General features: G+C 40.9%; 11 protein-coding genes. 5 read left to right on the top strand and 6 right to left on the bottom strand.

Annotated elements, in window-relative coordinates:
* The first annotated feature begins 146 nt into the window (after positions 1-146).
* Positions 147-1,088, top strand: a complete 942-nt coding sequence (locus tag RMA95_RS14810; RefSeq protein WP_005304208.1) for a LysR family transcriptional regulator — start codon at positions 147-149, stop codon at positions 1,086-1,088.
* Positions 1,089-1,339: 251 nt separating this feature from the next.
* Here RMA95_RS14810 and RMA95_RS14805 read toward each other — a convergent pair whose 3' ends face one another.
* Genes RMA95_RS14805 through RMA95_RS14785 form a run of 5 tightly spaced genes read right to left on the bottom strand, consistent with a single transcriptional unit; the run spans position 1,340 to position 7,853 of the window.
* Positions 1,340-2,242, bottom strand: coding sequence for a hydroxymethylglutaryl-CoA lyase (locus RMA95_RS14805; protein WP_311071579.1), 903 nt, complete (start codon positions 2,240-2,242; stop codon positions 1,340-1,342).
* Positions 2,239-4,230 carry an acetyl/propionyl/methylcrotonyl-CoA carboxylase subunit alpha gene (locus tag RMA95_RS14800; RefSeq protein ID WP_311071577.1) on the bottom strand — a complete coding sequence of 664 codons (1,992 nt, stop codon included), beginning with the start codon at positions 4,228-4,230 and terminating at the stop codon, positions 2,239-2,241. Before RMA95_RS14800 ends, RMA95_RS14805 begins: the two co-directional genes overlap by 4 nt.
* Positions 4,231-4,241: 11 nt before the next feature.
* A complete protein-coding gene (locus tag RMA95_RS14795) occupies positions 4,242-5,045 on the bottom strand; it encodes an enoyl-CoA hydratase/isomerase family protein (RefSeq protein ID WP_311071575.1) in 804 nt (267 codons plus the stop codon).
* A gap of 9 nt (positions 5,046-5,054) precedes the next feature.
* Positions 5,055-6,656: a carboxyl transferase domain-containing protein gene (locus RMA95_RS14790; protein WP_009390945.1), complete on the bottom strand. Its 1,602-nt coding sequence runs from the start codon at positions 6,654-6,656 to the stop codon at positions 5,055-5,057.
* Between the two features lie 24 nt (positions 6,657-6,680).
* Positions 6,681-7,853 carry an isovaleryl-CoA dehydrogenase gene (locus tag RMA95_RS14785; protein ID WP_311071572.1) on the bottom strand — a complete coding sequence of 391 codons (1,173 nt, stop codon included), beginning with the start codon at positions 7,851-7,853 and terminating at the stop codon, positions 6,681-6,683.
* Positions 7,854-7,997: 144 nt separating this feature from the next.
* Here RMA95_RS14785 and RMA95_RS14780 point away from each other — a divergent pair, with 144 nt between their 5' ends.
* The 4 genes from RMA95_RS14780 (at position 7,998) to RMA95_RS14765 (ending at position 12,689) form a co-directional block, all read left to right on the top strand.
* Positions 7,998-8,615 (top strand): TetR/AcrR family transcriptional regulator, encoded by a 618-nt coding sequence (locus RMA95_RS14780; protein WP_000120687.1) that lies wholly within the window; start codon positions 7,998-8,000, stop codon positions 8,613-8,615.
* A gap of 110 nt (positions 8,616-8,725) precedes the next feature.
* Positions 8,726-10,420: an AMP-binding protein gene (locus RMA95_RS14775; protein WP_311071570.1), complete on the top strand. Its 1,695-nt coding sequence runs from the start codon at positions 8,726-8,728 to the stop codon at positions 10,418-10,420.
* Between the two features lie 71 nt (positions 10,421-10,491).
* Positions 10,492-11,163 carry a class I SAM-dependent methyltransferase gene (locus tag RMA95_RS14770; RefSeq protein WP_311071568.1) on the top strand — a complete coding sequence of 224 codons (672 nt, stop codon included), beginning with the start codon at positions 10,492-10,494 and terminating at the stop codon, positions 11,161-11,163.
* A 242-nt stretch (positions 11,164-11,405) separates the two neighbouring features.
* Positions 11,406-12,689 carry a DcaP family trimeric outer membrane transporter gene (locus tag RMA95_RS14765; protein WP_311072299.1) on the top strand — a complete coding sequence of 428 codons (1,284 nt, stop codon included), beginning with the start codon at positions 11,406-11,408 and terminating at the stop codon, positions 12,687-12,689.
* Between the two features lie 46 nt (positions 12,690-12,735).
* On the opposite strand, the gene RMA95_RS14760 is transcribed toward RMA95_RS14765, so the two are convergent.
* A complete protein-coding gene (locus RMA95_RS14760; RefSeq protein WP_311071567.1) occupies positions 12,736-13,974 on the bottom strand; it encodes an SGNH/GDSL hydrolase family protein in 1,239 nt (412 codons plus the stop codon).
* Positions 13,975-14,006: the final 32 nt, after the last annotated feature.

Below are 14,006 nucleotides of genomic sequence, written 5' to 3'. Positions count from 1 at the left end.
GAATATTTGGAGCAAGTGACATACGAAATAAAAAAAGATCGGTTCCTCTTCTTAAAAAGAATTAGTGCCAATGTATGTACATTTAGTCATTGTGGTTGAACTAAACTGGTGCAACAATCCGTAATTTAGGAAAACATATTTACGTTATGCGCAAAAATCTCGATGGTGGACTATTGCATGCAATGCATGCATTCCTGAAAGTGATTGATAGCGGGAGTTTCACAGCAGCAGCTGAGCAGATGGATCTGACCACAGCACAGGTTTCACGTCTTATCAGCGAGCTAGAAACACGCTTAGGTACAAAACTCATACAACGCTCAACGCGCCAGCAGGCACTGACCGATATTGGTGCGACTTATGCAGAGCGCTGTCGCCAAGTCATTTCAATGGTGGATGAAGCAGAATCAGAAGTAACAGGAACGGCATCTAAACCCAAAGGGCGTTTACGCGTATTAAGTATGGGAAGCTTTGGGCATCATTATGTTTTTCCAGTAATGGCCGAGTTTTGTAAGCATTACCCTGAACTAACCGTGGAATATACGACTTCACAGTACGTTCCAGACCTATTGGCAAAAGGGGTGGATGTCAGTCTTTATCTGACTGAATCATTAACAGATTCTCGGTTTGTTGCACGCAGAATTGGGACCATTTTTTCTGTTTTATGTGCATCACCTGCATATCTAGAAAAACATGGTGTGCCGAAGTCCCCAGAAGACTTAAAAAACCATGCTTGTTTACGCTTAGTAAACCCATCTATTACACCAGATTGGCACTTGTTAAATGCAAAGGGTGAGTCTTACCAAATTGATACTGGCGGGCAACTCATTGCAGATAACCCTGAGTTATTGTTGGATGTGGTGCAACAAGATATGGGCGTGGCGTTATTGCCGATGTTTTCGGCTTTAGATGCAGTTCAGAATGGAAGATTATGTCATATCTTGCCAGAGTGGCGTTCGCCTGATATAGGAGTTTATACCTTATTGCCTTCACGCCATTTTATTGATGCTAAAACGCGTGCATGGTTAGATTGGGTGGAAGAATATATTTCCCCAAGAATTGAAATGGATGCATCTTATTTTTATAAATAATGAGATAAATTTTTTAAGGACTAAGATAGAAAAGGATGAACAATAATACGGATTTAGAATAAAAATAGGGTAGAAAATGCTTCTGTTGAGAGAGGCATTTAATACACAGATAAATGATAAATTTTAAAAAAATTGTATGAGAGATTCAGTCCCAATTCCTGAACGAAATGAGATAAAGATGAGATAGGATGATCTGGTACTTCGCCTAATATTAAGCTTTATACCAGATGCTGTGCTATTTTAATTTATGACTACGCGCACTTAGTTTGCCAATAAGCATTTGCATAATTCGACAAGCTTTTTCGGTTTAATACATTGCTAATATTTTGGCTGGCTTGCATCAGTTTTTCTAAGTTGATGCCAGTTTCAAACCCCATGTGCGACAGCAAATAAAACAGATCTTCGGTCGATATATTACCCGAAGCTCCTTTGGCATAAGGGCAACCGCCGAGTCCTGCAAGAGACGAGTCAAAAACACGAATGCCTTGCTGTAAAGACTGATAAATATTGGCAATCGCCATGCCGTAAGTATTGTGGAAATGTCCTGCCAAAACCTTGCTGTCGAGTTCCGTAAGGCAGGCTTGCCAAACCTTTTGAACGCGATCTGGTGTTGCGGTGCCAATGGTTTCACCTAAAGATACTTCATAGCAGCCCATGTCATAGAGTCGTTTAACAACTTTTACCACTTGTTCAGGGGCAATTGCGCCTTCATAAGGACAATCGACTATACAAGAGACATAACCGCGCACACGAATGTTATGGGCTTTTGCTGCACTCATGACATCGCTAAATTTCTCAAAGCTCTCGTCGATTGAGCAGTTAATATTTTTACGAGTAAAACTCTCAGAAGCTGCGGTAAACACTGCAACCTCTTTGCATCCTACTGCTTGAGCTGTGTCAAAACCTTTGATATTGGGCGTGAGCAGACTAAACTGCACATCGCTTGTTTGGGGGAGTTGCTTAAATAGCTCGTCACTTTGAGCCATTTGAGGTACCCATTTTGCTGAAACACATGAACCGACTTCAATCGATTTCAGACCTGCATTAATCAGGTCATTAATAAAGTTTAAGCGTTGTTCGACCGTTAAAGCCTGTTTTTCGTTTTGGAGGCCGTCTCTGGGACCGACCTCCACGATTTTGACAAACTCACTCATGCAACTTCCTCCTGAGCAGGCTGAAATTCCACAAGTTCATCGCCAGCTTTGACCTGATCACCGACTTGGAAATAGGCGTCTACAATCAAGCCGTCTTTAGGAGCACGGATTGTATATTCCATTTTCATTGCTTCAAGCGTCATTAAAATATCGTCTTTCTTCACGCTATGATTTGCACTTACTAGCACTTGCGTGACCACACCCGGCATTGGTGCTTTTAGGTGGCCTTCATCGGCTTGGCTATCTGCTTGATTAAAATCTTGGCGAATATAAGCAAACTTAGAGCTTTGTCCATTTTGGAATAAGGTAATGCCTTGCTGACTTTGGTTAAAAGACAGCTTTTGCTGAGTCCCATCAATTTGAACAGAGGCAGTATGTGCATCAATCAATTGACCTGAAATCGGGTAGCTTTGACCATTATATTCCGCGGTGAAGCCACCTTCATTTGAGGCAAATTTGATTTGGATATTTTGGTTTAAATAATTCAGTTTAATACTGTGCTGATAGGCAATATTTAAACGCCAAAGTGGTTGAGCCTGCCAAAGCTGTTTTTGGCTTGAACTGTTGTTATTAAGTTTACTTAGAAATTCAATAAATGCTGCTGCAACTACAAGTTCAGGTTTGATATCTTCAGGGCTAAACAAGAAGTTTTGTTCACGTTGAATCAGGTTAGTATCAAGCTTGGCTTGTTTAAACGATTCGCTACGAACAATTTTTTCAAGAAAAGCAATGTTGTTGCCTAAACCATCGACATGGAATTGGCTTAAGGCATGCTGCATTTGAATGAGCGCAGCTTCACGGTTTTTACCCCATACGATCAGTTTGGCAATCATTGGGTCGTAATACGTCGTGATTTCATCACCTTCAACAATACCGCTGTCTACACGCACATATTGGTTTTGAGTTGGATAGTGCAAATAGTCAATTTTACCGATTGCAGGTAAAAAGCCTTTTTCTGGTTCTTCGGCGTAAATACGTGCTTCAAGCGCATGGCCGTGAATTTGCAATTCGTTTTGTAGTTTAGGTAAAGGTTCACCATAAGCCACACGAAGTTGCCACTCGACCAAGTCTTCACCTGTAATCATTTCAGTAACGGGGTGCTCGACTTGTAAGCGTGTATTCATTTCCATGAAATACGCTGTACCGTCTTGTTCTACAATAAACTCAACCGTACCGGCACCGACATAGTCTACAGCGCGTGCAGCATCGATTGCAGCTTGGCGCATTGCATCGAGCTTTTCGCTTGGCATTTGTGGAGCAGGGGCTTCTTCTAGCACTTTTTGGTGACGGCGTTGTACGGAACAATCACGTTCAAACAAATGTACATAGTTGCCATGTGTATCGCCAAAAACTTGGACTTCAATATGGCGAGGTTGAATTACATAACGCTCAATCAAGACATCATCATTACCAAAGCTCGATTTAGCTTCACGTTTACACGAAGCTAAGGCATGCAAAAAGTCTTCACTGCGTTCCACCAGACTCATGCCTTTACCACCGCCGCCCGCACTGGCTTTAATCAAAACAGGATAGCCAATTCGGTCTGCCTGTTGTTTTAAAAAGTCGGCATCTTGGTTGGTTCCATGATAACCCGGTGTTAAAGGAACACCTGCTTTTTCCATTAAAGCTTTAGAGGTCGCTTTTAAGCCCATCGCTAAAATGGCATCCACTGGCGGGCCAATAAAGCAGATGTTGTGTTGTTGGCAAGCGAGTGCAAACTGGTCATTTTCAGAAAGGAAGCCATAGCCTGGGTGAACCGCTTGGCTACCTGTATCAATGGCAGCTTGAATAATTCGATCAACCTGTAAATAACTTTGCGTTGCAGGGGACTGACCAATATAAACCGCTTCATCTGCAAGTTTGACATGTTGTGCATTTGCGTCTGCATCTGAGTAAACGGCAACCGTTGCAATACCTAACTTTTTAGCTGTACGAATCACACGGCAGGCAATCTCGCCACGGTTCGCAATTAAAATCTTTTCAAACATGATGATCGTCCTTAATTGTTGTTATCCGAGTTAGAAACCCAAGCAGGCTGCTGTTTATTTAAAAAGGCACTCAGACCTTCTTTTGCCTCACTACCTTGACGAACTTGAGCAATATGATGTGCTGTCTGTTGCAGCAAGTCATTACTCATGGTCTGGTTGCTCACCATTTGAATGAGTTGTTTTGAGGCCGCTTGAGCATGCGGGCCACCGAGTAATAGAGCATCAACAATTTCTTGAACTTTTTTATCTAAGTCTTCAGCATCTGCAACTTCATGTGCCAAGCCAATCTGTTTGGCATCACGTGCTGAAATTCGCTCGGCAGTTAAGAAGTAACGAGAGGCTTGTCTTGCGCCAATTGCACGAATTACATAGGGACTAATGGTAGATGGAGCAAGCCCTAAACGAACCTCCGATGTTGCAAACTTGGCATCCGTGCTGGCAATGCAAATATCGCATGCCGACGCCAAACCCATACCGCCACCAAAGGCAATGCCATGTACACGAGCAATAGTCGGTTGTTTAAGTGTTGCAAGTGCATCCAACATTTGCGCAAGTTTTAATGCATCTGCTTCATTTTCTGCTGAAGATGCCTGACCTGCCTGTTTCATCCAGTTGAGGTCGGCACCTGCCGAAAAGCTTTTGCCGCGACCTGCTAGAACCACTACACGAACATCATCACGTGTATTGATTTGCTTAAAGCAAGCATGCAGCTCTTCAATAACTGTCGTATTAAAAGCATTGTGTAGTTCAGGGCGGTTCAGCCAAACATAGGCAACCTGACCTTGTTGTTCGAGTTGTAAAAATTGATAGCTCATATACACCTCTTACATGCGGAACACGCCAAATTTGGTTGGCTGGATTGGAGCATTCATAGCAGCTGCAAGACTTAAACCGAGTACTTGGCGAGTTTGAGCTGGGTCGATTACACCGTCATCCCAAAGACGAGCAGAAGCATAGTACGGATGGCCTTGACGTTCATATTGTTCACGAATCGGTTGTTTAAATTCATCTTCTTGTTGAGCTGACCACTCGGCACCTTTTTGCTCAATTTGATCACGTTTTAAAGTCGAGAGTACACTTGCGGCTTGTTCGCCGCCCATCACTGAAATACGAGAGTTTGGCCAAGTCCATAAAAAGCGTGGTGAGTAAGCACGTCCACACATACCGTAGTTACCTGCACCAAAAGAACCACCAATAATCAAAGTGAGTTTTGGTACATTTGCGGTGGCAACTGCCATAACCAATTTGGCGCCGTTTTTAGCAATTCCTTCATTTTCATACTGGCGGCCAACCATAAAGCCCGTAATGTTTTGTAGGAATAACAATGGAATATTGCGCTGTGTGCATAGCTCAATAAAATGCGCGCCTTTTTGTGCGGACTCGGAAAATAAAATTCCGTTATTGGCAATAATGCCAACTGGCATACCATAGAGTGAAGCAAAACCAGTAATAAGTGTTGAGCCAAAGCGTGCTTTAAACTCATCAAAACGAGAGCCATCTACAATACGGGCAATCACTTCACGTACATCAAAAGGCTTACGCGCATCACTTGGCACCACGCCATAGAGTTCCGATGCATCAAATAGAGGCTCATCGACTTGTTTATTTAAGTCATTTGGCTTTTTATTAAGGTTAGCGACAATGTTTCGTGCAATCGCAATTGCATGTTCATCATTTTCAGCTAAATGGTCAGCTACACCCGAAAGACGTGTGTGGACATCACCACCGCCTAAGTCTTCACTACTCACCACTTCGCCAGTTGCAGCTTTTACTAGAGGAGGGCCGCCTAAGAAAATCGTACCTTGATTACGTACAATAATCGTTTCATCAGACATGGCCGGAACATAAGCACCACCTGCGGTGCAGCTCCCCATCACTACAGCAATTTGAGCAATACCTAGGCTCGACATACGTGCTTGATTATAGAAAATACGCCCGAAGTGATCACGGTCTGGGAAAACTTCATCTTGCATTGGTAAATAAGCACCGCCTGAATCTACCAAATAAATACAAGGCAGGTGATTTTGTTCAGCAATTTCTTGTGCGCGTAAATGCTTTTTAACTGTAAGGGGATAATACGTTCCGCCTTTAACTGTTGCATCGTTGGCAACGATCATGCAAGTGATGCCGTTGACTTGACCAATACCAGCGATCACACCTGCGGCAGGAACATCATCTTCATAAACGTTGTACGCTGCCAATTGACCGATTTCTAAAAATGCCGTACCGACATCAATGAGTTGATCAATACGTTCACGGGGTAAAAGTTTACCTCGAGCCAAATGTTTTTGACGGGCATTTTCACCACCGCCTAAAGCAATACGCTGGGCAACTTGTTTGAGATCTGTGACCAATGTTTGCATGGCTTGCTGGTTTGTTTTGAAGTCTTCGCTTCGAACATTAATCTTGCTTTGTAATTGGTTCATAAGATGCGTCCTTATTTATAATTATTATTTGGTTTCATTAAAAAGTTCGCGGCCAATCAGCATGCGGCGAATTTCAGAAGTTCCTGCACCAATTTCATAAAGTTTTGCATCGCGCCATAAACGGCCAGCAGGGAATTCATTGATATAACCATTACCGCCTAAAGTTTGAATTGCTTCACCAGCCATCCATGTTGCTTTTTCAGCAGCATATAAAATGGCACTTGCGGCATCTTTGCGTAAACTGCGGTCATGGTCAGCTTTGTCACAGGCAGCACCAACAGCATAAACGAGCGCTTTACATGCCAACCAAGTTGAATACATATCTGCAAGTTTGCCTTGCATAAGTTGGAATTCACCTAAAGCCTGACCAAACTGTTCGCGTTGATGTAAATAAGGAATTACCACATCCAGACAGGCATCCATAATGCCTAAAGGGCCAGCACTTAAAACTGCACGTTCATAGTCCAAACCACTCATCAGTACTTTTGTACCGTTACCCACGCCGCCGAGTACGTTTTCAGCAGGTACTTCTACATTGTCAAAGAACAGAGGGTAAGTGTTAGAGCCACGCATACCGAGTTTGTCTAAATGGTTACCGTGACTAAAGCCTTTCATGTCTTTTTCAATTAAGAAAGCGGTCATGCCTTTCGCACCAGCTTGCGGATCAGTTTTAGCGTAAACTACGAGTACATCTGCATCACCGCCGTTAGTGATCCACATTTTTGAACCATTTAAAACGTAGTGATCACCTTTTTGTTCAGCACGTAATTTCATGCTGACCACATCAGAACCTGCATTGGGTTCAGACATCGCAAGGGCACCCACATATTCACCAGAAATCAATTTTGGTAAATACTTTTGTTTTTGCTGTTCGTTACCGTTACGGTTAATTTGGTTTACACATAAATTAGAATGAGCTCCATAAGAAAGACCAATGGCTGCCGAAGCACGAGAAATTTCTTGCATAGCAATAATATGAGCTAAATAACCCATATTGGCACCGCCATATTCTTCAGAAACTGTCATGCCTAAAAGGCCCATATCTCCGAATTTTTTCCAGAGATGTGCAGGGAATTTGTTGTCTTGATCAACTTGTTGGGCCATTGGTGCAATTTCCTTTGCACAAAATGCGGCTACCGAATCTTGAAGCGCAATTAAAGTTTCATCTAGACCGAAATTCAAGCTGCGTAGGTTCATGATATTTTCATCCTATTGGTTATATTTGTTGTCCATAAAATATTTTGTGGGTATTTGATAATTACCATACAATGATTTTTTGAAAAAGTGAATACAGATTCATAAAATGATTTACAATTCATTTTATTTGTTAGAGAATAAATTATGAGCTATAAACGATCATCTTTAATGCAGGAGCGGATGGAGCAAAATCGTAAATCGATTTTGAATTCAGCCAGAAAAATAATTTCAGAAGGAGGATTTAAGGACGCACAAATACAAACAATTGCAGAGCAAGCGGGTGTATCTAGTGGACTGGTTTATCGCTACTTCGATAATAAAAGCCAAGTGCTAATAGAGGTTTTGTCTGATGCCATTAATACAGAGCTATTGGTCATCGATTCGATTACCGAAAGTGACTTATCGGCAAAGCAGAAATTACACAAGGCGGTGGCTACCTTTGTAAAACGGGCACTGAATAGTCCTCAGCTTGCGTATTCACTCATGTTTGAACCCGTCGATTCAACGGTTGAACATGAGCGTTTTCGTGTGAAGCAATTGATTAAACAAAGTATTAAAAAAATACTTGCGGATGGAAATGCAAGTGGTGAGTTTGTCTTGGATGATTTAAACACAGCAGCACTTTGTGTAGTCGGTGCTATGACTTATGTGGTGGTTGAACCCCTAGACCCAGCTCAAAATACAAAGTTTGATCACGCACACAAAGACTATTTTTCAAAACAAATTGCTGACTTTTGTGTGGACGCTGTGCAGAAGAAATAGGGTATATAAAGAGTAAAACAACACAAAATAAGTCGTTTGGAAAAGTAGTTGCAGTAACAACAATTAGATCAGGTAAGAAGAGAATTAGAAGAATCAAGGAGAATGATTCAATGCAACAAGAACGGTTAAGCTACGCCTCGGGACCAAGCACACAGCCCTTATTGGGTATGACGATTGGTGAACAATTTGATCAGGCTTGTCGGCAATATGCTGAAAAGGAAGCAATCGTTAGTTTTCATCAAAACAGACGATTAACCTATAAAGCTTTACAGGATGAAGTAAATGCTTTTGCTTGTAGCCTTTTAAAATTGGGATTAAAAAAAGGAGATCGATTAGCCATCTGGTCGCCTAACTGTGTGGAATGGACAGTTACCCAATTTGCAGCTTTTAAAGCAGGGATTATTTTAGTCAACCTGAATACAGCTTATAAGAGCCATGAACTTGAATATGTGTTGAATAAAGTCTCATGCAAAGGATTGATTATTGCTTCTCAATTCAAAACCACTGATTACCAAGAATTACTGACAAAAATTGCTCCTGAGTTAACCAACAGTCCAGATAAAGTGCTCAGTTCAGCACGACTACCACATTTAAAATTTGTCATTAAAATTGATGACCAACAACATACGGGTATTTATCGCTTTAGTGATTTAGTCACTAAACCAACATCAGAACAGCTAGAACAATTAAAACAGTTAGCCAAGCAACTCCAGTTTGATGAAACCATTAATATTCAATTTACCTCAGGTACAACAGGTAACCCTAAAGGGACCATGTTGACCCACCATAATATTTTAAATAATGGTTATTTTGTTGGTGAAGGGATACGTTTAACCCCGCAAGATAAAGTCTGTATTTCTGTGCCGTTGTTTCATTGTTTTGGTATGGTGATGGGGAATCTAGCATGCGTTACACATGGCGCAACCATGGTCTATCCATCGGCGGTATTTAATCCTTTAGAAACTTTAAAAGCGATTCATCAAGAACGTTGTACGGCAGCTTATGGCGTGCCAACCATGTTTATTGCCACCTTAGAACATGAACAGTTTAATGATTTTGATCTGTCGAGCTTAAGAACAGGAATCATGGCAGGCAGTCCTTGTCCACGTGAAATTATGCAGCGTGTCATAGATCGAATGCATATGTCGGAAATTACCATTTGTTATGGTATGACTGAAACTTCACCAGTCAGTGTACAAAGTTCGGTAAATGATTCGATTGATAAACGAGTGAGTACCGTTGGGCATGTTCATCCGCATGTGGAAATTAAAATTGTCGATTTAGAAGGGCAGATTGTTCCGCAAGGGACTTTAGGCGAGTTATGTGTTCGTGGTTATTCAGTGATGGCTGGTTATTGGGGCGAAGAAGAAAAGACCCGTGAAGTGATAGATGCGGCTGGGTGGATGCATACGGGTGATATTGCCGAAATGGATCAAGACGGTTTTATTAAAATTAAAGGCCGTATTAAAGATGTGGTGATTCGTGGTGGGGAAAATCTGTTTCCAAAAGAGATTGAAGACTTTTTATATACCCATCCAGATGTAAGCGATGTGCAAGTCATTGGTTTACCAGATGCCAGATATGGTGAAGAACTCTGTGCTTGTATTATTCTGCATGAACATCATCAAATTGATGAAGACAGCATTCGCCAATTCTGCAAAGAACATATTTCCCATAATAAAGTGCCGCGTTATGTCCGATTCTTTAATGAGTTTCCAATGACTGCTTCAGGCAAAGCGCAAAAGTTTAAATTGCAGGAAATTATGCGAGCTGAACTTAATTTAACGGGAAATGTCTTTGATTAAAGAAGTCAAAATTCCAGACAAAGTGCAGCAAACTATAAATTAAAAGACAGTTTATAAAGGGATAAAACAAAATGGCAAAAGACTTTAATAGCCCAAAAGTAGTCGAAGGATATGACGAACATATTCGTAAATTAATTCCAGGTTATGAAGTCATCCATCTACAGGTGGATGCCATTTTGCAATCGGTGTTGAAACCTAATGCTCATATCTTAATTGTGGGCTGTGGTACGGGTTATGAACTCGAATATTTACTTAAACGTCATCCAAACTGGAAATTTACAGCAGTTGACCCATCTTTAACCATGCTGCAAAAAGCACAGGAACAGGTTGAACTTTTAGATAAATCTTCACAAGTGACTTTTATTCATGGTGATACTTCAGCACTGCCTTTGGAACCATGTTTCGATGCTGCATTGTCTATTCTTGTGGCTCATTTCGTTGCCGATGATATAAAGCCTGCATTCTTTAAAGATATTTATGATCGCTTAAAAGAAAAGGCGCCTTTACTTACTTATGACCTCATGACCTGTATAAACCCAATGCAACTTCAGGCATTGCGTTATTTGTGCTTGGCACAAGGTCTAACAGAAGAGCAGTGTCAAAAAATGTTAGAGCGTATGGCGGAGGACTTTTTTAGTTTAACGACTGAAGGATATATAAAACTTTTGGAAAAGACGGGCTTTGAAAGTGTACAGCCTTATACGCAAATTTTGACTTATCAGGGGTTTATTGCAAAAAAATAATACTATTGGGGAATATAAATAAGGTCTTAAAACCGAATATTCTCAATGTGGATGAGAATATAAAAAATGAAAAATTAAAAAGTCGCTTTTGCTGCTTTAGGGAGGATGGGACTAAAAATATGAGGGAACGTCTTTCTTGTGAAAGAAAGGCAAATTTTCAAGGATCTATTTTAGATAGGTACATAACAAAAAGGATGTCGAGATCTTTAAGTCTGTTTAAAGGTCTAAAGGAAAATTTCATGATGAAAGTTTTAAATACAATGGTTCAAAAAAGCCTATTGGCGGTTTCTGTGTCCTTACTTATGTCTTCTGCTTTTGCGGGTCAAGTAAACTCTGAGATAGAGCAACTTCGCCAAGAAGTAAACGAATTACGGGCAATGCTACAGGCAGATATACAAACTCAGAAATCTTTAACTCAAGAAAAAGTAGAACGAGTCACTCCTGTCGTTACCCAAACTCCGCAATCTATACAACAAGTACTAACTAAATCTGGTACAGAATTTAACTTATATGGATATATACGGGCAGATGCTTCTTATCAAATTAAGGGTGCATCTACCATGTATAACAATATTAGTGGGGTTCCACTTGAACATACGCCAGAAGAATCTGCCCAGAAGGACCAATTGCACAGTACGGTCTATGTGACCCGTTTCGGATTGAATTTTAAAACACCGACAACTGCTGGTGATGTAGGTGGAAAACTGGAAATGGACTTCTTTGGAGCAGCCACTCGTGATCAGTTTCGGATACGCCATGCTTATTTAACCTTTGATAAATGGTTGATTGGTCAAACATGGTCGACATTTATTGCACCTGAATATTACCCAGAAACAATCGATGCAGGAACATTTGTAGGTAGTGCCTTGCTTAGATCGCCAATGGTTCGCTATAGCGATAATTTAACGGCAAATACAAGTTTTGCAGTATCAGTTGAAGACCCGAAATATACTGCGGCAACAGATCCAGATAACAAAATGCGTTTACCTGCTTTAGTGGGGCGCTTAAATCATAAATTTGCCAATGGTTCGATGCTTTCAGGCCGTAGTTTTGTTGCAGAAAAAAGAACCAATAATGACAGTGAGTGGGCTTGGGGCGTAGGTTTCGGCGGTAAATACCAAATGACACCAGATACTTTGCTCAAGGCTGATTATTACCATGTTAAAGGCGATGGGCGTTTCTTATTGTGGAGCAATAGTGGCTATGCAATAGACGATCAAAACAATATGCATAGCAATGAATTTGACACGGTTTCTTTGGGTATCACTCATCAATTTACACCGCAAATTCGCTCGACTTTAGCTTATGGCTATATGAAGGCCAAAGATGATAACCGTTTTGCCGAATTACAGCACAATAGCACGACTCAAAACAAACAGCTTTGGCAGGGCTGGGTAAATACGATGTATAACCCATACAAACCAATTACCTTAGGTGTTGAGTATGTATATGGTGAGCGAGAAACTTTCGATGGTCGTAACGGGATTGATAACCGCTTTAACATGATAGCGAGTTACGATTTCTAAATAGTTATTCCCATCAGGTGAATAGGTTCACCTGATGGAGCAATTATTAATTTTTAATAATCTGGTCTAACTGTACCAATTCTGCCATATGCTGATTGCCACGGTCATTGGGGTGTAAATGATCTCCAGAATCATAAATTGGATTTAATCGATTGGGATGTTTTGGATCTTTTAAGCCTTCATCAAGATCAAGCACACCATCAAAGGTATGGCTAGTTCTCATCCAGTGGTTAATGCGCTGACGTAATTGATCTTTGTTGGGTTGATAATAATTATCTAAAGGGGTATTAGGTAAAGCACCAGAGAACGGAAGTAAGGTTGCACCAATCACCTGAATATTATGTTTATGGGCCTCACTTACAACACGTCGATAACCTTGAGTGAGTGCCTCAAAAGAAGGTATTTGCTGTTTAGGTGCAAAAGCTGTACCGGGCCATGAAATGTCATTGATACCAATCAAAACAATTAAAGTTTTAACACCTGAATATTGAAATACTTCACTGTTTAAACGTTTCAAAACGCTATCGCCCATACCATCGGTGAGTAATCGATTACCTGAAATTCCGCTATTAATCACTGCTACTTGGTGTGCTGATAAACGCTTAGCTAAAAAGTCGGTCCATCTGCTATTAGCATCTAAAGTCGCGGTTGCGCCATCGGTAATCGAGTCTCCAATGACTGCAACTACATGTGCTTTCTGTTTGGGTTTTACCTCGATTGCTGACAATAATAGTCGCGCCGTTGTGGTTTTGGCATCGGTTGGCGTATTTAAAGTTGTTGTCTGGTTGCCAGTAATTAGCCAACTGGTTTGTTTAGCATCCCAATGGAAAGTTTTAAAAGTTGTTGGTTTTTGAATAAAGCTATTTATAACCAATTGAGTATGGTCGGGAACAGCTAACTTGATTGGGTCACTCACCAGTTGTTTGCCCGGTAAAATTTTTGCTTTAAGTTGACCAGAAAAATAAACGGGATATGTGCTCTTAGATTTTAGAGTTGCTGCGTTCGCTAAACCAATTGTTGTTTGCTCAATATAAAGCGGTTGCTCGCCATATTGATTGGTAAAAACAAGCCGAACAGCTTCACCACCTAAACTAATTTGGCTTACCTGCCTAATTGTTTGGTTGGATATTTGCTCTGGAATATCGGTCGGGAAAACGAAGTCTTTATTCCAGACTTTTTGAGGACTCGCAGACCAAGTGGTAATCCACTGGTGCTTTGGTACTTCAGCTTGTGTAACGCTCGTAAATAAAGCCAAAGAAAATACGGTGGCTTGATAAAGTTTCATCTCGTGAACTCTTTAAAACGAATTAAAGTTAT

This window comes from Acinetobacter sp. V110_1, from assembly GCF_031798975.1.
Classification (GTDB): Bacteria; Pseudomonadota; Gammaproteobacteria; order Pseudomonadales; family Moraxellaceae; genus Acinetobacter; species Acinetobacter nosocomialis_A.
The sequence above is the reverse complement of the archived record's forward strand: the minus strand, read 5'-3'. Positions and strand labels throughout refer to the sequence as shown.

Excerpts from the sequence above, each read along its gene's own strand:
- RMA95_RS14810 (WP_005304208.1), top strand. The coding sequence starts at position 147 with ATGCGCAAAAATCTCGATGGTGGACTATTGCATGCAATGCATGCATTC.
- RMA95_RS14805 (WP_311071579.1), bottom strand. The coding sequence starts at position 2,242 with ATGAGTGAGTTTGTCAAAATCGTGGAGGTCGGTCCCAGAGACGGCCTC.
- RMA95_RS14800 (WP_311071577.1), bottom strand. The coding sequence starts at position 4,230 with ATGTTTGAAAAGATTTTAATTGCGAACCGTGGCGAGATTGCCTGCCGT.
- RMA95_RS14795 (WP_311071575.1), bottom strand. The coding sequence starts at position 5,045 with ATGAGCTATCAATTTTTACAACTCGAACAACAAGGTCAGGTTGCCTAT.
- RMA95_RS14790 (WP_009390945.1), bottom strand. The coding sequence starts at position 6,656 with ATGAACCAATTACAAAGCAAGATTAATGTTCGAAGCGAAGACTTCAAA.
- RMA95_RS14785 (WP_311071572.1), bottom strand. The coding sequence starts at position 7,853 with ATGAACCTACGCAGCTTGAATTTCGGTCTAGATGAAACTTTAATTGCG.
- RMA95_RS14780 (WP_000120687.1), top strand. The coding sequence starts at position 7,998 with ATGAGCTATAAACGATCATCTTTAATGCAGGAGCGGATGGAGCAAAAT.
- RMA95_RS14775 (WP_311071570.1), top strand. The coding sequence starts at position 8,726 with ATGCAACAAGAACGGTTAAGCTACGCCTCGGGACCAAGCACACAGCCC.
- RMA95_RS14770 (WP_311071568.1), top strand. The coding sequence starts at position 10,492 with ATGGCAAAAGACTTTAATAGCCCAAAAGTAGTCGAAGGATATGACGAA.
- RMA95_RS14765 (WP_311072299.1), top strand. The coding sequence starts at position 11,406 with ATGAAAGTTTTAAATACAATGGTTCAAAAAAGCCTATTGGCGGTTTCT.
- RMA95_RS14760 (WP_311071567.1), bottom strand. The coding sequence starts at position 13,974 with ATGAAACTTTATCAAGCCACCGTATTTTCTTTGGCTTTATTTACGAGC.